We start from the raw sequence: 19,453 nt of genomic DNA, 5'->3' as shown, positions 1-19,453 counted from the left end.
TGAACGGCCGTGCGGGCGGTCGACGTTCAGGTGAGGCTGCCGCTGAGGGTCAGCTTGGACAGGAACCGCATCAGCGTCAGGAGGACGTCGCGGCTGGAGGCGCGGCGGCGGGCGTCGCACTCCACGATCGGGATCTCGGGGGGCAGGTCGAGCGCCGTGCGCAGGGTGTCCAGCGCGTACTTCGGGCCGTCGGGGAAGGAGTTGACGGCGACCACGAAGGGCACCCCGCGCTCCTCCAGCCGGCCCATGACCTCGAAGCTGACCTCCAGGCGCCTGGTGTCGACGAGGACGACCGCGCCGAGCGCCCCCTCGAACAGGCCGTTCCACAGGAACCAGAAGCGCTCCTGTCCGGGGGTGCCGAACAGGTAGAGCACGATCTTGTCCGTGATGCGGATGCGCCCGAAGTCCATGGCCACGGTGGTGGCGGTCTTGGTGTCCGAACCGTAGTTGTCGTCGACGCCGAGGCCCGCCTGGGTCATGGTCTCCTCGGTGGTCAGCGGCTTGATCTCGCTGACCGAGCCGACCATGGTCGTCTTGCCGACGCCGAAGCCGCCCACGATGACGATCTTCGCCGCGGCCTCGGTGGTGTGCGGCAGGTGGTCCTCGACCCGTGGGCCGGGGAGCGTGTCAGAGCCTTTGAAGTCCATGCATCACCGCTTCGAGAAGGGACCGGTCGGGGAGCTGCTGCCGCACGATCGGCGCACGCGCCTGGACCAGCCCGGCCGCCAGCATGTCGGTGAGCAGCACGGTCACCACGCTGAACGGCAGGCTGAGGTAGGCCGAGATCTCGGCCACGGACAAGGGGGCGGCGCACAGCCGCAGCACCGCCGTCTGTTCCGGGGTCGCGGAGGAGGGCAGGTCGGCGCGGGCCACGATCAGCGTGACGAGGTCGACGGGAACGCGCTCCCCTTCACCCGAAATGACGAAAAGGCGCTCGGGGTTCTTGCCGTCACCCTCCTCCGGCGGTCGGCTCTCCTCGGTGGGGGGCGGCGGCGGGGGCGCAGGCGGTAGTAGGGGGGCTGGTGCCTGCTTGGCGGGGACTCGCCGTCGGCGTTGCGGAGGCGTCATACGGTCTGCCCGGTGTGGCGCGGCGGACTGGTCAGGTGTGAGCCGATGCGGACGACGAGGTCCCGCATCATGGCGCTCATGTGGCCGGGCTCGCAGCGCACGTCGGCGAGGACGGCGAGGTAGGCGTTGGCGCCGGCCGCCATGAGGTAGAAGTAGCCGCCGTTCATCTCGATGACGACGAGCTTCATGTCGCCGTCGGTGGTGGGGATCTCCTGGGCGACCGCCTGTGCGAGGCTCTGCAGTCCGGCACAGGCCGCGGCGACCCGGTCGGCGGCGTCCGGGTCACCGGCGTAGCGGGCGATGCGCAGTCCGTCGGCCGACAGCACCACGATCATCTCGATGCCCGGGACTCCGTCGTAGAGCTCCCTGAGCAGCCAGTCGAAGTTGGCGCGCTGCTGGATCACGTGAGGTCCCCCTCGTCGTCGGCCTCGGTGCGGGCCTTGTCCTTGTCTTCGATCAGGTGCAGGTACTTGGTGGGATTGCGGGTGAAGTCGGTCGGGTCCTCGGCGGGGTTGTCCTTCTTCAGGCCCTCCCAGAAGGCCTCGACCCACAGTCCGGGCGCCCGCTCCTCCTGCTCCGGCCGGGGCTCCGGCTCGGCACGCTGCTCCTGCCGCTTGGCGGCCTCGTCCCACATGTCCTCCTCGCCGCGCTTGGCGCGCTCCTGGGCGGCGTACGCCTCCCGGTAGCGGTCGGCGATCGAGACGGTGGCCTTGCTGCGTCGCTGCGGCAGCCCCTCCGGGGTCCACTCGGTGACCACGGGGACGTCGTCGTCCATGTTCACGTCGAGGGGGATCCTCGGGTTGGTGGGCCGGCGCTTCTTGGGCTTGCGCTGCGGGATGTCGGTGTCGGGCGGCAGCGTCTGGGTGGGCAGCGAGGCCGCCCCGATGCCGTGGGCGTAGATCGAGGTGGGACCGGCGGTGAGCATCTCGGTCGGGACGACCAGGACGGCGCGCACGCCGCCGTAGGCGGACTGGCGCAGCGCGACCTGCATGTTGAACGCCGTGCACAGCCGGCCGACGACGGCGAGGCCGAGGCGCGGGGTGTCGTTGATGTCCTGCATGTCGACGCCCTGCATGGCGTCCTCGATCATGCCCTCGACCTTGGCGCGGGTCTCCTCGCTGAGGCTGACGCCGGCGTCCTCGATCTCGATGGCGACGCCGGTCTGCACCTCGACGGCGTTGACGTGGACCTTGCTGGCCGGCGGCGAGTAGCGGGTGGCGTTGTCGAGGAGTTCGGCGCAGGCGTGGATCACCGGCTCGACGGAGATGCCGCGGATGTTGACCTTGGCGATGGAGTCCAGGTTGATCCGGCGGTACTCCAGGATGCGCGACATGGCGCCGCGCAGCACGCTGTACAGCGGCACCGGCGCGGGCCACTGGCGGCTGGGCCGGCCGCCGCCGAGGACGCCGATGGAGTCGGCGAGACGGCCGATCAGGGCGGTGCCGTGGTCGATGCGCAAGAGGTCGTCGAAGACCTCGGGGTTGCGCCCGTGGTCCTCCTCCATCTCCCGCAGCTCCTTGTTCTGCTGGTGGACGATGGCCTGGATACGGCGCGCCACGCTGACGAAGGAGCGCTGGGAGGAGTCACGCAGGTCCTGCTCGTGGTCGATGACCTTCATCAGGGCGCGCAACATGGCGACCTGGGAGTCGTCGAGTTCACGGAACTGGGCGTCGGTCCGCGCGATCTCCCGGATCACGTCCTCGGGGGACGCCCCGTTGCGCAGCGGGGGGACACACGCGGGCACGTAGACGTCCGCGATGCGCCGGTTGCGGGCGGTGTAGCCGGCGAGGCGGCCCTCCAGCTGGGCGAGACGCTGCTCCTTCTCGGCGCACTGCCGGCGCATCCGGCGTCCTCGGCGCACCGCTCCGGTCACCGTGGCCAGCACCACGGCGGTGGCCACGGCGCCGCAGACACCTACGGCGAGCCGGGTGGCCACCGGCACCAGGGCGGTGGCCGCCCCGGTCGCCGCGGCCATCAGTATCGCCGGCGGCAACAGCACGCGCGCGTAGGGAAGTTCACGGCGACCGCGTGGGGACTGAACACTCACCATGTGGGCCCTCTGTCGGGTTCGGTTCGCATCTTCTGTATGGGGGAACACTCAGGACATTGGATGGACTACGGGGAACAAACGCACGAATAACCTCAACTCGGTGCGCTGCGGGCGAGCTTAGTCCGACCGGATCATCGCTGTGTCATATTCAGCAACCGCCTGAAAGCCACCTCGCGCCTGCAGTACCCTCGGAAGCATTTGCACGCAGCGATCTCGTTCGAAGACAGAGAGTGATGACGTACGGGCGTACGAAAGGGGCGCGGGAAGAGTCCCGCGCCCCTGATCGTGCTCCTGTGCCTCAGCCCACCGACGAGTACGCCACCACGCCGCGCAGCAGCCCGTCGACGGCCTTGCGCGCGGCCCTGGGCACGGTGGAGCCCTCGGCGGGCGCCGCGGCCTGGATCTGCCCGAGGACGTCGATGACCTGCTTGCACCACCGGACGAAGTCACCCGCCGGCATCTCCGCCTCGCGCAGCACCTCGTCCAGCCCCTTGCCGGAGGCCCACATGTACGCCGCCCAGGCGAAGCCCAGATCGGGTTCGCGCTGGCCGACGCCCTCGGTCTGGCTGATGCGGAAGTCCTCCTCCAGAGCGTCCAGCCGGCCCCAGATCCGCACCATCTCGCCGAGCGCCGCCTTCGCCTTGCCGGACGGCAGCTTCGGGGCGAGCGCGTCGTCCGCGGCCCGCGCCTCGAAGACCAACGCCGAGACGCACGCGGCCAGTTCGGCAGGGGCGAGGTCCTCCCAGACTCCGGCCCGCAGGCACTCGCTGGCCAGCAGGTCCAGCTCGCCGTAGAGCCGGGCGAGCCGCTTGCCGTGCTCGGTGACCTCGTCGCCGCGCAGGTAGTCCAGTTCGGTCAGCAGCGCCACGATCCGGTCGAAGGTCCGCGCGATGGTGTTCGTCCGGCCTTCGATACGGCGCTCCAGCTGGGAGGTGTCCCGCAGCAGCCGGTAGTAGCGTTCGGCCCACCGGGCGTGGTCCTCGCGGTCGTTGCACCCGTGGCAGGGGTGGGCCCGCAGTGCCTTGCGCAGCCGGGCGATCTCCCGGTCGTCGGCCGCCTCGGCACGCCGCTTGCGGTGCCGCTCGGGCGCGATGTGCCCGGCCTTGGTGCGCAGCGCGGAGGCGAGGTCGCGGCGGGACTGCGGCGAGCGCGGGTTGAAGGACTTGGGGATCCGCATCCGCTCCAGCGGCTCCACGGGGACCGGGAAGTCGATCGACGCCAGCCGCTTGACCTGACGCTCGGCGGTGAGCACCAGCGGGCGCGGCCCGTCATGGTGCTCGAAGCCGCGGTGGCCGTTGACCCGCCCGGCGGGCAGGCCCGGGTCCAGGACCAGCGCCAGCCCCGCGTACTTGCCGGTCGGCACATGGATGACATCGCCCGGCTTGAGCCGCTCCAGGGCGACCGCGGCCTCCGCCCGGCGCTGCGCCGCGCCCTGCCGGGCCAGCTCGGTCTCCCGGTCCTTCAGCTCGCGCCGCAGCCGCGCGTACTCCTCGAAGTCGCCGAGGTGGCAGGTCATGGACTCCTTGTAGCCCTCCAGCCCCTCCTCGTTGCGCTGCACCTGCCGGGAGATCCCGACCACCGAGCGGTCGGCCTGGAACTGGGCGAAGGAGGTCTCCAGCAGCTCGCGCGAGCGGTGCCGCCCGAACTGCTCGACCAGATTGACCGCCATGTTGTACGACGGCTTGAAGCTGGACCGCAGCGGGTACGTGCGCGTGCCGGCGAGACCGGCCAGGTGGTCGGGGTTCATGCCGCGCTGCCACAGCACCACCGCATGGCCCTCCACGTCGATGCCCCGGCGGCCGGCCCGGCCCGTCAGCTGGGTGTACTCGCCCGGGGTGATGTCGGCGTGCTGCTCGCCGTTCCACTTGACGAGCTTCTCCAGGACCACCGAGCGGGCGGGCATGTTGATGCCCAGCGCCAGTGTCTCCGTGGCGAACACGGCCTTGACCAGGCCGCGGACGAACAGCTCCTCGACGACCTCCTTGAACGTCGGCAGCATGCCCGCGTGATGGGCGGCGATACCGCGCTCCAGGCCCTCCAGCCACTCGTAGTACCCGAGGACGTGCAGGTCCTCGGCGGGGATGGCGGCGGTGCGCTCCTCGACGAGCGCGCGGACCCGCTCCCGGGCCTCCTCGTCGTTGAGCCGCAGTCCGGCGTACAGACACTGCTGGACGGCGGCCTCGCAGGCGGCGCGGCTGAAGATGAAGGTGATGGCGGGCAGCAGACCCTCGGAGTCGAGCCGCTCGATGACCTCGGGGCGGCCCGGCGTCCACGCCCGCGAACGCTGCCGGCGCTCGCGCTCGCGGTCGGCCTCGCGCATGGACCGGCCGCGTCTGCGGTCCTGGTACGAGGGGCGGCTGGCCTCCATGCGGGCCAGCCGGGCCAGGTCGGGGTTGACCGCCCGTCGGTGGCCCTCCCCCTCCTCGAACAGGTCGTACATCCGCCGCCCGGCCAGGACGTGCTGGAACAACGGGACCGGGCGGTGCTCGGAGACGATCACCTCCGTGTCACCGCGCACGGTGTCCAGCCAGTCGCCGAACTCCTCGGCGTTGGACACGGTCGCCGACAGGGAGACGAGGGTGACCGACTCGGGGAGGTGGATGATCACCTCCTCCCACACGGCGCCGCGGAACCGGTCGGAGAGGTAGTGGACCTCGTCCATGACCACGTACCCCAGCCCGATCAGGGTCTGCGAACCGGCGTAGAGCATGTTGCGCAGCACCTCGGTGGTCATCACGACCACCGGGGCGTCGGAGTTGACGCTGTTGTCACCGGTGAGCAGGCCGACCTTCGCCGCTCCGTAACGGCGGCACAGGTCGGCGTACTTCTGGTTGGACAGCGCCTTGATCGGCGTGGTGTAGAAGCACTTCTTGCCCTGCAGCAGGGCGAGGTGGACGGCGAACTCGCCCACGATCGTCTTGCCCGAGCCGGTGGGCGCGGCCACCAGGACGCCCTTGCCCGCCTCGAGCGCCTGGCACGCCTCGATCTGGAAGGGGTCGAGGCCGAAGTCGTACATCTCGCGGAACGACGCGAGCGCGGTGGCCTGCTCGGCAGCGCGCCTGCGCGCAGCCGCGTACCGCTCGGCCGGTGAGAGGTCCTGTGTCATCGTGCTTTCGAGCGTACCGGGCCGCACTGACAACAGGACGATCATTATCCCGATCCATCCCGTACGAACCCGGGATCCACGCAGCTCAGCGACGTGCGGCAGCCAGGGCTCGGAGAACCGGGGGCACCTGCGTCCCGGAGCCGCGGTGCACGGTGCGGGACCCGCCCGGCCGAGTGCGGGCCCCGCACCTCACGGACCGATGACCCGAGCAGCGCCGGGCACGCAGCGGGCGGTCAGCGGAAGCGCGCCCAGCGGCTCCCCGTCGGCGTACCCCGTGATGCCGGGCGCCTCGATCTCCACCTGCGCGGCCCGGTACACGGTGACCTTGGGGTGTTCGACGTGGGTGCCGCGGTAGACGCGCGGGAAGACGCGCAGCAGTGTCGCGCGCGAGCAGTCTCCGACCACGGTGACGTCGAACAGCCCGTCGGTGGGATCGGCGCCGGGGCAGATGCGCATACCTCCGCCGTACGAGGAGCCGTTGCCGATCGCTACCAGTGTGGCCTCGATCTCGCGCACCTCGCCGCCGTCCAGCCGGATGCGGTACGCGAAGGGCCGGAACGCGGCCAGCTCGGCGAGCATCGCCAGGTCGTACTTGGTCCGCCCGGCGGGCCGACGCATGCGGTTGCCCCGGTCGTTGACGCGGGAGTCGAAGCCGGAGGCCAGGACGGTGCCGAACCAGCGGTCGCCGACCCGGCCGAGGTCGATGTCCCGGACGCGGGAGCCCTTGAGCGCGTCGGCGACCGCCCGGCCGGCGGCGGCCGGGTCGCGCACCGGGAGACCGAGGGCGCGGGCGAAGTCGTTGCCGGTGCCCACGGCGACCACTCCGAGCGGGGTGCGGGTGCCGGCCACGGCCTGCAGGGCGAGGTTGACCAGTCCGTCGCCGCCGACGGCGACCAGGGCGCCGGTGCCGTCGGCGACGGCGTCCCGCGCGCGGGCCAGGGCGTCGGGGGCGTCCACGCCGACCACCGTGCGCACGCGGTGGCCGGCGTCCCGGAGAGCGCAAGCGGCCGGCCGCGCCGCGTCGGCGCCCCGGCCGCGGCCCGCGGTGGGGTTGACGAAGAGGGTGATCTCGCTGGTCACGGGAGTGACCCTAAGAGTTCCCCGACGTCCCTCAGGTCACGTCGTCATAACCGTTGACCCGGTCCGTGCTCGACTGCTCGGGCAGGGAGCGGCTGGTGGTGACCGCCTCGACCTCGCCGATGTCCTCGGGGGTCAGGTCCAGCTCGGAGGCCTCGTCGTCGGCGGGTCCCAGGGCGTCGCGGCGGCGCCGGCGCCGGTCGTTCAGCAGCGAGAAGGCGACCGCGCCGAAGTACAGCACCCAGATCGGGCCGGCGAGCGCCAGCATCGAGATCGGGTCGGTGCTGGGCGTGGCGACGGCGGCGAAGACGGTGATGCCGATGATCATCGCGCGCCACCAGCCGAGCATCCGCTTGCCGGTGATGACGCCGGTGAGGTTGAGCATGACCAGCAGCAGGGGCAGCTCGAAGGAGAGGCCGAAGACGACGACCATGCGCGTCACGAGCTGGAGCAGGTCGTCGAGCGGCAGCAGGTTGTCGACGCCCGCGGGGGTGAACTCGATCAGCACGCTCGCGGTGGTCGGCAGGACGCGGTAGGCGAAGTAGGCGCCGCCGAGGAAGAGCGGCACACCGGTGCCGACGAACGCGTGGGCGTACTTCTTCTCGTGCTTGTGCAGACCGGGGGCGACGAACGCCCACAGCTGGTAGAGCCAGACCGGGGAGGCGAACACGACGCCGGCCATCAGCGACACCTGGAGGGCCAGCGTGAACGGCGTGAGAAGGCCGTTGATGGTGATCCGGGCGCACTGGTCCTCGCCCGAACTCTTCGCGAGCTCCTCGAAGCTCTTCGCACAGCCGACCGAGTCCAGGATCGGCTGGGTGAGGAAATTGATGATGTCCTTGTAGAAGAAGGCCGCGACGATCGTGACCAGGACGATGGCCAGCAGCGCCTTCGCGAGCCGGTTGCGGAGCTCACGGAGGTGTTCCGCGAGGGGCATCCGCCCCTCGGGATCCTTCTCCTTGTTGCGGGCAGGCTTCAGCAACCCACGTTCCCATCTCGTGCGGCGGGCCGGAGGTCACCGGCCCTGCGTCAGCGCTTGGTGGTGTCCGTCGGCTCGGTGACCGGCCGGGAGCTGGTCACGTCGCCGGGGGCGGCCTGGATGGTGCGCTGCGCGGGGGTGTCCTCGCCGGGGTTCGGGGGGCCGGCCGGGGCGGAGGAGGAGTTGCCGCCCTCGTCCTTCATCGCCTTGGCCTCGCTCTTCAGGATGCGCGCGGACTTGCCGAGGGAGCGGGCCATGTCCGGAAGCTTCTTCGCGCCGAACAGCAAGATGATGACGACGAGGATGAGAATGATCTCGGGAGCACCGAGCTTTCCGAACATAAGTCTTTACCTTCTCACCGAGGCGGCTGGGTGGGGGCGCTGTCCGAGCGGTCGGACATGCGTCCGAACGATCGTGTTGTCAGCGATCGTAACGCTCCGGGGTGAACGTGAGGCAATCCCCGTGCGTACTCCCGTCAGCGGCCCGGGCCTCGTTCTCCGGGCCGCGATCAGCAGCGTACCTGTCGCGCGCACCCGCCCGGGAGGGCGAAAGTCACCCAAATCGCTTTCCGGACAGGACTCACAGGGCTCTCTTACCGCGCGGCTCAGAGCGAGTCCGCCGCGCGCGCCGTGCTCACCGCCGCCCGCTCCAGATCGTCCGCCGCCCGGTTGATGCGCCGGGCGGACTCCGTGACCTGGAGGGCCAGCCGCCGCGCCTCCAGGAACACCCGCACGGCGAGCACCCCGAGGACGGCGAGTCCCACAAAACCCATGGCTACCGCGAACATCGCCCAGAACATGACGTCGAGCCTAGACCCTGCGCCGCAGGCCCTCGTGCCGGCCCGGCTCAGACGGTGGACCGCAGCCGCAGGGTCCGCACGCCGCCCCGCGTGAGCAGCTCCACGATCCGCTCCCCCGCCGGCTTGCGCACGGCCACGCCGCACTCCGGGCAGGTGAAGGAGTAGAAGGTGGTACGGCTCGTGGCACCGATGGCCAGCCGCAGCGCACTCGCCGCGAGCTCGAAGCGGCCCCGGCAGTCCGGGCAGCCGGCACGGAACACCACCGGGGCCACACTGCGCATCCCCGCGAACGCGGAGGCCACCGAGATACCCCGCCCACCGGACCTCGCCGACTCGCTCACAACCCCAGCTCCTGTCCCTCGAACCGTCCGACCGGCCCGGCCGGCGAAGCCGGCGCCGTACCGGGCCCCGTCCCCGCGTCCGCGGTCGTCCCGGTGCCGGCCGGGTCGAACGCGGGGCCGCCGCCGCTGCTGCCCAGCGACGGCCGCGCCGACGTGCCGTCGTAGGCGGCGAGCGCCTCGCGGGCCGCCCGGCGGGCGCTTTCGGCGAGCTCGCGCGGGGCGACGATCCGCCCGTCGCGGCCGAGCCGCAGCGCCAGCCGTCTGAGCGAGGCCGGGTCGGGTGTGCGCAGGCTGATCCGCAGCCCGCCGTCCGGCAGCTCCTCGGCGCTGTCGTGGGGGTAGTACTCGGCGACCCACCGGCCACCGGGCCCCACCTCCACGACGACCTCCGGGTCCTCGGCGGCCGGCTGCACCAGGCCCTCCGACAGGTCCCGCAGCTCCACCTCCGGCGGGGCGGACGGCTCGTCGAGGATCTTGATCTCGGCGACCCGGTCCAGCCGGAAGGTACGGCGCGCCTCGGAGCGGCGGCACCAGGCCTCCACATAGGTGTGCCCGACGCTGACCAGGCGGATGGGGTCGATCTCGCGCTCGGTGACCTCGTCCCGGGCGGGCGAGTAGTAGCGGATCCACAGGCGCCGCCGCTCGGAGATGGCGCGGTCGACATCGGCGAAGACGCCGCCCTCCGACTCGAAGGTCACCGACAGCCGGGAACTGGCGCCCGCCGCCTCGCCGGCCGCCGTCTCCACCTTCGCGGTGGCGCGCAGCAGGGCCTGCCGGTCGCTCTCGCGCAGCCCCGGCAGCGTGGCCACCGCCCGCGCCGCCACCAGCAACGCGGTCGCCTCGTCGGCGGCCAGCCTCAGCGGCTCGGCGGCCTCCGCCCCCAGCGCGGCCGGGTTGTGCCACCAGATGCGCTCACCGTCGGTGTCGATGTCGAGCAGATCACCGCCACGGAAACTGGTGCCGCACATGGGCAGCACGTCGAGGTCCGAGACCAGCTCGTCCTCGGTGATCCCGAAAGCGCGCGCGACATCCTCGATCCGTGCGCCGGGCCGCTCCCTGAGGTACGTCACCAGGGACAGCATCCGCCGCGTCTGGTCGATCGCGTTCGCCGGCCTGACCGGTTTGCCTGCCACTGTCTCGCTCCGCTCCCCCTCAGCCGTTGGCCACGGCACTCAGCCGGTCCACGACGTCCGCCCGCAACTCCGCGGGCTCCAGGACCACCACGTCCGGCCCGAACTCCACCAGCCAGGCATCCAGCCCGTGTCCGTACGGGATGTCCAACTCGTCCCAGCCGTCGCCGAGTTCCCGGACGACGGTGGCTTTCGCCCGAAGGGGGTAACCGGCACCGGCGCGCAGCCGGATCCGCGCGCTGCGGTCCGCGGTCTCGCCCGCCCAGCTCGCCACGGTCTCACGGACGGTGACGACATCGGGGACCGGCACGGTGAAGCGGCCGCCGCGCGAGCGGACCTTGCCGGTGATCCGGGACAGCCGGAACACCCGCTCGGCGCCACGGTCACGGTCGAAGCCCGCCAGATACCAGTGGCCCCGCCAGCACTCCAGGGCCCACGGCTCTACGTGCCGGGGCTCCGGGTGCGCGGCGTTGGCCTTGCGGTAGTCGAAGACGACCGGCCGACGGTCCCGGCAGGCGAGCATCAGCGGTTCGAACGCCACCTCGTGCACGGGAATCCGCGGCTCCAGCGCACCGTGCGCGCCGTACGGGTCGACGTCCTCGGGCAGACCGGCGGCGCGCAGCTTCTGCAGGGCACCGGAGGCGGCCCCGGCGAGCCGGGCCTGCTGCCACACCTTGGCGGCCAGGCCCAGGGCGGCGGCCTCCTCGGCGTCCAGGGTGATCGGCGGAAGGCGGTTGCTGTCCCGGCGGGCGAGATAGCCGACCTCACCGTCGATGCTCTCCACCGTCTCGATGACCAGGCCGAGCTCGCGCAGATCGTCCTTGTCCCGCTCGAACATGCGGTTGAAGGAGTCGTCCCCGGAAACCCCACGGTCGGACCCGGAGGCCGCACCCTTTCCGGGCCCGGAGGCGGCACCTCTGCCCGGCCCGAAGGCCGCGCCTCTCCCCGGCCCGAAGGCCGCGCCTCTCCCCGGCCCGAAGGCCGCGCCTCTCCCCGGCCCGAAGGCCTCGACGTATGCCTCGATGGATTCGCGCAGCTCCCGCTTGCTGAGAGGCCGGCGCGTCCCGAGCAGGCACAGCGCCAGGTTCATCAGCCGCTCGGCCTTGGCAATGGCCATCGACGCCCTTCGCCTTCCCTATGGTGCTTACGAACGATGACCGTACCGTCCCGAAGTCACGCGGCAAAAGCCGAGGGCCCATGCCCGGACAGGCATGGACCCCAGATGATCGACTCCGGTCGGCTACAGCTCAGACGCCGAGCAGGTCGACCACGAAGATCAGGGTCTCACCCGGCTTGATCGCCGGGGTGGGGCTCTGGTTGCCGTAGGCGAGGTGCGCCGGGATGGTCAGCTGGCGGCGGCCGCCGACCTTCATGCCCTGCACACCCTGGTCCCAGCCCTTGATGACGCGGCCGCCACCGAGCGGGAAGCGGAACGGAGTACCGCGGTTCCAGCTGGCGTCGAACTCCTCGCCCGTGCTGAAAGCGACACCCACGTAGTGGACGGTGACGGTCTGGCCCGCCTTCGCCACCTCGCCGTCGCCCTCCCAGATGTCCTTGATCTCGAGGTCCGCCGGAGGCTGGCCGCCGGGGAAGTCGATCTCGGGCTTGTCGATGCTCACGTGTCTAGCTCCTGCTTGTTGTCGGAAAGGCAACACGCACAGTCTTGCATCCCGGCCCCGTCACAGCTTCGCGAGGATGTCCACGGTGAACACCATCGTGGAGTCCTTCTCGATACCGCTGCCGCTCGGCGGGTTGTCTCCGTACCCGAGCTCCGGCGGGATCACGATGAGGACCCGGCTGCCGACCTTCTTGCCGGTCAGGCCCTGTGCCCATCCCTTGACGACCTCACCGAGCCCGAACGAGGCCAGCGTGTCGCGGGCGTAGCTGGAGTCGAACTCCTTGCCGGTGTCCCAGACCACGCCCTTGTACTGCACCAGGGCGCTGCTGTCGGCGGTCAGCTCCTCGCCGTCACCCTCCAGGACGTACGTCGCCACCAGCTTCTTCGGCGGGTCGGTCTTGGGGATCTCGATGGACGGCGCCTTGCCGTCGGTGTTGGTGCCGGCCTTGGGCAGCTGGGGGTCGTCCTGGGCCACCTTCTCGCCCTTGGCCGAGCTGTTGGTGGGGAACGTGTCCTTCACGTCGACCACGAACACCAGCGTGTCGGTGCCCTTGATGCCCGCCTGCTCGTTGCCGGTGGGGCCGTAGCCCCAGGTCGGCGGGACCGCCATCTCGACGCGGCTGCCCGCCTTCTTCCCCGCCAGCGCGTACCGCCAGCCGTCGATGATGCTGCCCTCGGCCAGCTGGATCGCCAGGCGGGCGTCGCGGTCGTAGGAGTTGTCGAAGACCTTGCCGCTGTCCCAGATCTGACCGAGGTAGTTCGCGACGACGAAGTCCTTCTCGGCGATCGTGCGGCCGCCGCCCGCGATCAGGGTCTTCACCGCGAGCTGATCGGACGGCTGCCCGCTGCCCTTGGCGACCGTCGGCTTCTCGTCGAACTTCGTGCCCGCCGTGACCGCCGGCAGCGGCCCGTCGACGATCTTCGGTGAGGGCGCCGCCGACGTCGCCGCAGCGGAGGGCGACGCGCTCTCGCTCCCCGTGCCGGAGTCGGACTTCTCGTCACCGCATCCGGCGAGCGTGGCCAGTCCTACGGGAACGGCAGCGAGGAGGAGGGAGCGTCGGCGCACGGTGGGGGCCTCGTAATCGGTCGATCTTGCAGATGGGAGTGCGCGCAACTCTACGGCGTGAGAAGGGCGCCGTACGGAGAACGTACGGCGCCCGTGTTGCGTTCCGGGACTCGGTGCCCGTTCCGCCGAACGGCTGGTCTCACATGCCCGCGATGAGCTTCTCCACCCGGTCGTCCACCGAACGGAACGGGTCCTTGCACAACACGGTCCGCTGTGCCTGGTCATTCAGTTTGAGGTGGACCCAGTCGACGGTGAAGTCGCGGCGCTGTTCCTGGGCCCTGCGGATGAAGTCGCCGCGCAGCCGGGCCCGAGTGGTCTGCGGCGGCACGGACTTGCCCTCGAAGATCTTCAAGTCGTCGCAGACCCGGGCCGCTTGCCCCTTCTTCTCCAGCAGGTAGTACAGGCCACGACGCCGGTGGATGTCGTGGTAGGCGAGGTCTATCTGCGCCACCCGCGGATGCGACATGGTCATGTTGTGCTTGGCGCGGTAGCGCTCGAGCAGCTTGTACTTGATCACCCAGTCGATCTCGGTGCCGACGCGGTCCAGGTCCTCCGTCTCGATCGCGTCCAGAGTGCGGCCCCACAGCTCCAGCACCCGCTCGACGGTGCCGGTGCGGATGCCGCGGCGCTCGCAGAAGTCCACGGCCTTCTCGTAGTACTCGCGCTGCACCTCCAGCGCGGAGGCCTCGCGGCCGCTCGCCAGCCGCACCTTGCGCCGCCCGGTGATGTCGTGGCTGACCTCGCGGATCGCGCGGATCGGGTTCTCCAGGGTGAGGTCGCGCATCACCGTGCCCGCCTCGATCATGCGCAGCACCAGGTCGGTCGCGCCGACCTTGAGCAGCATGGTCGTCTCGGACATGTTGGAGTCACCGACGATGACGTGCAGCCGCCGGTAGCGCTCGGCGTCCGCGTGCGGCTCGTCGCGGGTGTTGATGATGGGGCGCGAGCGGGTCGTCGCCGAGGAGACGCCCTCCCAGATGTGCTCGGCCCGCTGGCTGACGCAGTAGACGGCCCCGCGCGGCGTCTGCAGCACCTTGCCCGCACCGCACAGCAGCTGCCGTGTCACCAGGAACGGGATCAGGATGTCCGCGAGCCGTGAGAACTCCCCGTGCCGGGCCACCAGGTAGTTCTCGTGGCAGCCGTAGGAGTTGCCCGCCGAGTCGGTGTTGTTCTTGAAAAGGTAGACGTCGCCCGCGATCCCCTCCTCGTGCAGGCGGCGTTCCGCGTCGACCAGGAGCCCTTCGAGAATGCGCTCGCCGGCCTTGTCGTGGGTGACCAGTTCGATCACGTTGTCACATTCGGGTGTCGCGTATTCCGGGTGCGAGCCGACGTCCAGATAGAGACGGGCTCCGTTCCGCAGAAACACATTGCTGCTGCGGCCCCATGACACGACACGGCGGAAGAGGTACCGCGCCACCTCGTCAGGCGACAGACGGCGCTGTCCCCTGAACGTGCACGTGACGCCGTACTCGTTCTCCAGCCCGAAAATGCGGCGGTCCATGAGTGAACATTACGCCCGATCCCCGGAACTGAAACGGGGTTCGACGGCTCGGTTTGGATCATTTTCCGATGAAGACGCAACAACCGTGTGTGCGACGGGCGCTGCCATTACCCGCCCCGTGGCCAGCAGAACCAGCAGCGACACGCCGCCCGCGACACTCGGAACCGCGAAACCCCACTGCGCCCCGCCCGCCTCCACGACCGGCCCCGTCAGCCCCGTCCCCACCGACGCGCCGACCGTGAAGGTCGTCACCAGCCAGGAGAACGCCTCGGTGACCGTGCCGGCCGGCGCGTGCCGGTCCACGATGACGAACGCGCAGGCGATGGCCGGCGCGAGGAACACGCCGGCGAGCGCGGTCAGCGCCACCATGGCCGGCGCGCCCGGCATCAGCGTCAGCGGCACGTAACACACCGCCAGGAAGGCCACCAGGAACCGCAGTCGCCGCTCCGGCACCCCCGGCCAGGACCGCGCCCCGTACACCAGCCCGCCGGCCAGCGCGCCCAGGCCGAGGGCCGCCATCAGCCAGCCGTAGACCGCGTCCCCGCCGTGGTCGTCCGCGTACGGCACGGAGGCGACCGTGATCGAACCGAGCGCCATGCCCACGAACAGGAAGGCGCCGAGCAGCGCGAGCAGGCCCGGTGAGCGCAGCGCGCCGAGCCAGTGCGCCTCGCGCGGGGCGGAGCGCCACGCGCGCGACGGAGGCGACACCACCACGGTCAGCGCGCCGAGCACGCCGAGCGCGTTGAGCACCAGCAGCGCGGCCTGCGCCGACCACAGCGACACACACAGCGTCACCAGCAGCGGGCCGACGGTGAACATCACCTCCTGGGCCACCGCGTCCATGGCGTACGCCGTGTGCACCTGGTCCTCGCGGCGCAGCACGGACGGCCACAACGCCCGCAGACCGCCCTCCAGCGGGGGCGTGAACAGGCCGGCGGCCGCGACGGCCGCATGGGCGACGAGCAGCGGCTGCGGCCCCGTGAACGCGAAGACGGCCATCGCGAGCGCCGAGGCCAGCGCGGCGGGCAGTTGGACGCGCGGCTGGCCGCGCAGATCGACCAGTCGCCCGAGCAACGGCTGCCCGACGGCGTTGGCGACGCCGTACACCGCCGCGAGCGCTCCGGCGAGGCTGTAGCTGCCGCCCTCCGCGCGCACGAAGAGCACGATCGCGATGGCGGCCGTGGCGTTCGGCAGTCGGCCCACCAGAGTGCCGGTGAGCAGCCGTGCCGCGTGCGGCGCCTTGAGGATCTCCAGGTAGCCAGCGGCCATGGCCTTGCCTCCATCGGCTCGCCGGGGCTCTCGCCCACCCCGGAGTTTTACGTATAACGTCCACCGTCATACGTACCATGGCCGCTGTTCACCAGTCCAGACGCGCGCCGTCCGGTGCATCCCTTCTCCGCGCACCACCAGGACACCCGCGACCCACACGAAAGAGCAGGCCCCCGGTGCCACCAGGCAGCACCCGCCCCACCAGCCGTGATGTCGCACAGGCCGCCGGAGTCTCCCAGGCCGCCGTCTCCCTGGTCCTCGGCGACAAGTGGCGCGGCCGGGTCTCCCGGACCACCGCGGAACGCGTGCGCGAAGCCGCCCGGGAACTCGGCTACCGGCCGAACCTGGCCGCGCGCAACCTGCGCCTGGGCCGCACCCGCACCGTCCTGCTGGTGGTACCCGCGCTGACCACAGAGTTCTTCGCCGGCGTCTACACCGGCGCCGCCCGTGTCGCCGCCGACCACGGCTTCGGCGTCGTCCTCTACCCCTCACCCGAGGGCATCGGCCCCGCCCGCGACCCCTTCGCCTCCGCCCCGGCCGCCCTCGACGGCGTCATCGCCTCCTCCATGGCCGCCGACGCCCTCACCGCCATCCGCGGCGACCAGCTCCCCCTGGTCATGCTCGACAGCGATCCCGCCGGCAGCCTCGGCGCGGCCACCGTCAACCTCGACATCACCGACGGCGTCCGCCGGACCGCCGAACACCTGCTGGACCTCGGCCACCGCCGCTTCCTCCACGTGGCGGCCGACATCCCCTCCTGGACCTTCGAGGTGCGCGCGCGGGAACTCGCCGCCCGCCTCGCCGCGGTCCCGGGCACCACACTGCGCACCGCCCGCACCCCGATGAGCATCGACGGCGCCTTGTCCGCCGCGGAGGCCGCCCTCACCACCACCGGCCCCCTGCCCACCGCGGTCGTCTGCGACGACGACAAGCTGGCCGCGGGCGTCTACAAGGCCGTACGCCGACGCGGACTGCGCATCCCCGACGACATCTCCGTGACCGGGGTCGACGACATCGCTCTGGCCGCCGCCCTCGACCCCGAACTGACCACCGTCCGCCTGGACGCCGAGCTGTTCGGGGAACGCGGCATGCACGCCCTCCTGGCGGTCCTGGACGGCCGTACGCCGGACGCCGGGGACATCCCCGTCGACCTGGTCGTCCGAGGCTCCACCGGGGCGCCCAGAGCCTCCTGAGACGCTTCGTGCCCCAGCCGCAGAGACGGCCGGGGCACGACGGATGGAAGCGGACGGAAACGGTCGGGCGGCGGCGCCCCCTCCGGCCGGCCTCAGTCCTCCCCGGAGCCCTCCTCCTCGGAATCCTCCGCCTCGGACGCCGCGCCGCCGGACTCCAGCAGCCGCGACAGCCGCGCGCCGACGATCCGCTTGAACTTGCGCTTCTGCGGCCGCGTGCGGTCCAGCACCGCCACCTCCAGGCGCTCGGCGGGGATCTCCCGCTGCGTGCCGTTGGTGTCGCGCGAGAGTGCCTGCACCGCCAGCTTCAGGGCCTCGGCCAATGTCATGCCGTCCCGGTGCCGCTGGTCCAGATAGCCGCTGATCTGCTCGGCGTTGCCACCGACCGCCACCGAGCCGTGCTCGTCGACGATCGAACCGTCGTGCGGCAGCCGGTAGATCTGGTCGCCCTCCGGGGTCTCCCCCACCTCGGCCACCACCAGCTCCACCTCGTACGGCTTCTCCGCCGCCGAGGAGAAGATCGTGCCCAGCGTCTGGGCGTACACGTTGGCCAGGCCGCGAGCCGTGACATCGTCGCGGTCATAGGTGTAACCACGCAGGTCGGCGTAGCGGACACCGCCGATGCGGAGGTTCTCGTACTCGTTGTACTTGCCGGCGGCGGCGAAGCCGATCCGGTCGTAGATCTCGCTGAACTTGTGCAGCGCGCGGGACGGGTTCTCGCCGACGAACACGATGCCGTCGGCGTACTGCAGCACGACCAGGCTGCGGCCACGGGCGATGCCCTTGCGCGCGTACTCCGCGCGGTCGGCCATCGCCTGCTGGGGTGAGACATAGAACGGCGTCGACACCGGTTATCCGTCCCTTTCTGTGGAAGTCACTGGATCACCTTGCAACAGGGGCGGCCGGCTACAGCAGGGCGGCCCGCGGACCGTCCGGCTGCTCCAGCCGGCGCTCCAGCACCGAGCGGGCGATCTCGGAGGCCTCCTCTTCGGTGAGCCGGCGGAAACCGTCCTCGGTGATCACGGTGACGATCGGGTAGATCCGGCGCGCGACGTCGGGACCACCGGTCGCCGAGTCGTCGTCGGCCGCGTCGTACAGCGCCTGCACCACGAGCGTGGTGGCCTCGGACTCGCTCAGGTCGCCGCGGAACAGCTTCTTCATGGCGCCCCGGGCGAAGATCGAACCCGAGCCGGTGGCCGCGTAGCCATGCTCCTCCGACCGGCCGCCCGTCACGTCGTACGAGAAGATCCGCCCCTTGGCGCGGTCCACGTCGTACCCGGCGAACAGCGGCACGACGGCCAGGCCCTGCATCGCCATGCCCAGGTTGGACCGGATCATGGTCGACAGACGGTTCGCCTTGCCCTCCAGGGACAGCTGGGCGCCCTCGACCTTCTCGAAGTGCTCCAGCTCCAGCTGGAACAGCTTGACCATCTCGACGGCCAGGCCGGCGGTTCCGGCGATACCGACGGCGGAGTACTCATCGGCGGGGAACACCTTCTCGATGTCCCGCTGCGCGATCACGTTCCCCATGGTCGCCCGCCGGTCACCGGCCAGGACGACGCCCCCCGGGAAGGTCACCGCCACGATCGTCGTCCCGTGCGGCGCCTCGATCACCCCCTGCGTGGGCGGCAGCTGCCGGTTGCCGGGCAGCAGCTCCGGCTGGTGCTCCGACAGGAAGTCCATGAAGGACGAGGACCCAGGCGTCAGGAAGGCAGCTGGTAGACGCCCGGTGCTACGAGTGTTGGCTTCCACGCGATTCCTTCCAAGTATGCGGCGGCCCGGCGGGCGGCGTCGGGGTCGTCCCCCAACTTGCCGATGGCCGAATTGCAGTTGAAGCACATTACGCCACGGACCCTACCCGTCTCGTGGCAGTGATCCACATGAACGGCCGGGGCTCTCAGACAGATCACACAGAGCCCCTTCTGAGCGGCGACCATCTCGTCGCGCTGGGCTTCGGTGAGGCCGTACTGACGCTCCAAGTGGCCCGCTCGGCCCTCTGCGGCTCGGCAGGCCTTGCAGCGCGTCGACAGCCCGTCCGAGGCGGTCGCGTTGCGGTGCCACTCGCTCCACGGCCTGACCTCGCCGCACTTGAGAGTGACGCTTCCGGTGATAGTCCGACGCGCAATCCCGGCAGTGTTGCTGCAGACCATCCAGATTGGACCGCCTGCGGTGGAAGGCTGCGCGCGGCTTGTACTCACCACACCGCACACAGCACTTCAGGCCTTCTTCGCTTGCCAACTCAAGCGCCCCCGTTACCTT

At 70.9% G+C, this 19,453-nt stretch carries 19 protein-coding genes and 1 pseudogene; 1 reads left to right on the top strand and 19 read right to left on the bottom strand.

What is annotated here, in order from left to right; genetic code table 11:
* Positions 1 to 26 precede the first annotated feature (26 nt).
* The 16 genes from AC3ET3_RS09880 to AC3ET3_RS09805 all read right to left on the bottom strand — a co-directional run bounded on the left by AC3ET3_RS09880 (position 27) and on the right by AC3ET3_RS09805 (position 16,004).
* Entirely contained in the window at positions 27 to 647 is a 621-nt protein-coding gene (locus AC3ET3_RS09880) for a GTP-binding protein (RefSeq protein ID WP_432134526.1), read from the bottom strand.
* Positions 628 to 1,068 (bottom strand): DUF742 domain-containing protein, encoded by a 441-nt coding sequence (locus AC3ET3_RS09875; RefSeq protein WP_432134527.1) that lies wholly within the window; start codon positions 1,066 to 1,068, stop codon positions 628 to 630. Before AC3ET3_RS09875 ends, AC3ET3_RS09880 begins: the two co-directional genes overlap by 20 nt.
* Positions 1,065 to 1,472 carry a roadblock/LC7 domain-containing protein gene (locus tag AC3ET3_RS09870; RefSeq protein WP_432134528.1) on the bottom strand — a complete coding sequence of 136 codons (408 nt, stop codon included), beginning with the start codon at positions 1,470 to 1,472 and terminating at the stop codon, positions 1,065 to 1,067. The genes AC3ET3_RS09875 and AC3ET3_RS09870 overlap by 4 nt, the downstream gene beginning before the upstream one ends.
* A complete protein-coding gene (locus AC3ET3_RS09865; RefSeq protein WP_432134529.1) occupies positions 1,469 to 3,118 on the bottom strand; it encodes an ATP-binding protein in 1,650 nt (549 codons plus the stop codon). Before AC3ET3_RS09865 ends, AC3ET3_RS09870 begins: the two co-directional genes overlap by 4 nt.
* 298 nt (positions 3,119 to 3,416) lie before the next feature.
* Entirely contained in the window at positions 3,417 to 6,269 is a 2,853-nt protein-coding gene (locus AC3ET3_RS09860) for a DEAD/DEAH box helicase (RefSeq protein ID WP_432134530.1), read from the bottom strand.
* A gap of 144 nt (positions 6,270 to 6,413) precedes the next feature.
* Positions 6,414 to 7,304, bottom strand: coding sequence for a diacylglycerol kinase (locus AC3ET3_RS09855; protein WP_432155691.1), 891 nt, complete (start codon positions 7,302 to 7,304; stop codon positions 6,414 to 6,416).
* A gap of 31 nt (positions 7,305 to 7,335) precedes the next feature.
* A complete protein-coding gene (gene tatC / locus AC3ET3_RS09850) occupies positions 7,336 to 8,283 on the bottom strand; it encodes a twin-arginine translocase subunit TatC (protein ID WP_432134532.1) in 948 nt (315 codons plus the stop codon).
* A 47-nt stretch (positions 8,284 to 8,330) separates the two neighbouring features.
* Positions 8,331 to 8,621 (bottom strand): Sec-independent protein translocase subunit TatA, encoded by a 291-nt coding sequence (gene tatA, locus AC3ET3_RS09845; protein ID WP_432134533.1) that lies wholly within the window; start codon positions 8,619 to 8,621, stop codon positions 8,331 to 8,333.
* Positions 8,622 to 8,884: 263 nt separating this feature from the next.
* Positions 8,885 to 9,079, bottom strand: coding sequence for a hypothetical protein (locus tag AC3ET3_RS09840; protein WP_432134534.1), 195 nt, complete (start codon positions 9,077 to 9,079; stop codon positions 8,885 to 8,887).
* Between the two features lie 47 nt (positions 9,080 to 9,126).
* Positions 9,127 to 9,420 (bottom strand): hypothetical protein, encoded by a 294-nt coding sequence (locus tag AC3ET3_RS09835; RefSeq protein WP_432134535.1) that lies wholly within the window; start codon positions 9,418 to 9,420, stop codon positions 9,127 to 9,129.
* A complete protein-coding gene (locus tag AC3ET3_RS09830; RefSeq protein WP_432134536.1) occupies positions 9,417 to 10,553 on the bottom strand; it encodes a helix-turn-helix transcriptional regulator in 1,137 nt (378 codons plus the stop codon). Before AC3ET3_RS09830 ends, AC3ET3_RS09835 begins: the two co-directional genes overlap by 4 nt.
* Before the next feature lie 19 nt (positions 10,554 to 10,572).
* Complete coding sequence (locus AC3ET3_RS09825; RefSeq protein ID WP_435611981.1) at positions 10,573 to 11,667, bottom strand: helix-turn-helix transcriptional regulator; 1,095 nt, start codon at positions 11,665 to 11,667, stop codon at positions 10,573 to 10,575.
* Between the two features lie 130 nt (positions 11,668 to 11,797).
* Positions 11,798 to 12,169, bottom strand: a complete 372-nt coding sequence (locus tag AC3ET3_RS09820) for an FKBP-type peptidyl-prolyl cis-trans isomerase (protein WP_432134538.1) — start codon at positions 12,167 to 12,169, stop codon at positions 11,798 to 11,800.
* A gap of 60 nt (positions 12,170 to 12,229) precedes the next feature.
* Positions 12,230 to 13,234, bottom strand: a complete 1,005-nt coding sequence (locus AC3ET3_RS09815) for an FKBP-type peptidyl-prolyl cis-trans isomerase (protein ID WP_432134539.1) — start codon at positions 13,232 to 13,234, stop codon at positions 12,230 to 12,232.
* 139 nt (positions 13,235 to 13,373) lie between these two features.
* Entirely contained in the window at positions 13,374 to 14,735 is a 1,362-nt protein-coding gene (gene pafA / locus AC3ET3_RS09810) for a Pup--protein ligase (RefSeq protein ID WP_432134540.1), read from the bottom strand.
* A gap of 9 nt (positions 14,736 to 14,744) precedes the next feature.
* Entirely contained in the window at positions 14,745 to 16,004 is a 1,260-nt protein-coding gene (locus tag AC3ET3_RS09805) for an MFS transporter (RefSeq protein ID WP_435611980.1), read from the bottom strand.
* Between the two features lie 176 nt (positions 16,005 to 16,180).
* Between AC3ET3_RS09805 and AC3ET3_RS09800 the strand changes: the two genes are divergently transcribed.
* Entirely contained in the window at positions 16,181 to 17,197 is a 1,017-nt protein-coding gene (locus AC3ET3_RS09800; protein ID WP_432134542.1) for a LacI family DNA-binding transcriptional regulator, read from the top strand.
* A gap of 92 nt (positions 17,198 to 17,289) precedes the next feature.
* On the opposite strand, the gene prcA is transcribed toward AC3ET3_RS09800, so the two are convergent.
* From prcA to AC3ET3_RS09785, 3 genes and pseudogenes are all read right to left on the bottom strand, one after another.
* The gene (gene prcA / locus AC3ET3_RS09795; protein ID WP_435611979.1) at positions 17,290 to 18,042 is read right to left on the bottom strand and encodes a proteasome subunit alpha; all 753 of its coding nucleotides are present in this window, start codon (positions 18,040 to 18,042) and stop codon (positions 17,290 to 17,292) included.
* A 58-nt stretch (positions 18,043 to 18,100) separates the two neighbouring features.
* On the bottom strand, positions 18,101 to 18,946 hold the full coding sequence (gene prcB, locus AC3ET3_RS09790) for a proteasome subunit beta (protein WP_432134544.1): 846 nt from the start codon (positions 18,944 to 18,946) through the stop codon (positions 18,101 to 18,103).
* A pseudogene (locus tag AC3ET3_RS09785) lies at positions 18,898 to 19,432 on the bottom strand (endonuclease VII domain-containing protein). Before AC3ET3_RS09785 ends, prcB begins: the two are co-directional and overlap by 49 nt.
* Positions 19,433 to 19,453: the final 21 nt, after the last annotated feature.

This window comes from Streptomyces sp. bgisy159, from assembly GCF_057707805.1.
Note: the sequence above shows the minus strand (reverse complement) of the source record. Positions and strands in the feature narration are given on the sequence as shown.

What these genes read in the sequence shown, in the direction of transcription:
- AC3ET3_RS09880 (WP_432134526.1), bottom strand. Translation starts at nt 647, where the DNA reads ATGGACTTCAAAGGCTCTGACACGCTCCCCGGCCCACGGGTCGAGGAC.
- AC3ET3_RS09875 (WP_432134527.1), bottom strand. Translation starts at nt 1,068, where the DNA reads ATGACGCCTCCGCAACGCCGACGGCGAGTCCCCGCCAAGCAGGCACCA.
- AC3ET3_RS09865 (WP_432134529.1), bottom strand. Translation starts at nt 3,118, where the DNA reads ATGGTGAGTGTTCAGTCCCCACGCGGTCGCCGTGAACTTCCCTACGCG.
- AC3ET3_RS09860 (WP_432134530.1), bottom strand. Translation starts at nt 6,269, where the DNA reads ATGATCGTCCTGTTGTCAGTGCGGCCCGGTACGCTCGAAAGCACGATG.
- tatA (WP_432134533.1), bottom strand. Translation starts at nt 8,621, where the DNA reads ATGTTCGGAAAGCTCGGTGCTCCCGAGATCATTCTCATCCTCGTCGTC.
- AC3ET3_RS09840 (WP_432134534.1), bottom strand. Translation starts at nt 9,079, where the DNA reads ATGTTCTGGGCGATGTTCGCGGTAGCCATGGGTTTTGTGGGACTCGCC.
- AC3ET3_RS09825 (WP_435611981.1), bottom strand. Translation starts at nt 11,667, where the DNA reads ATGGCCATTGCCAAGGCCGAGCGGCTGATGAACCTGGCGCTGTGCCTG.
- pafA (WP_432134540.1), bottom strand. Translation starts at nt 14,735, where the DNA reads ATGGACCGCCGCATTTTCGGGCTGGAGAACGAGTACGGCGTCACGTGC.
- AC3ET3_RS09805 (WP_435611980.1), bottom strand. Translation starts at nt 16,004, where the DNA reads ATGGCCGCTGGCTACCTGGAGATCCTCAAGGCGCCGCACGCGGCACGG.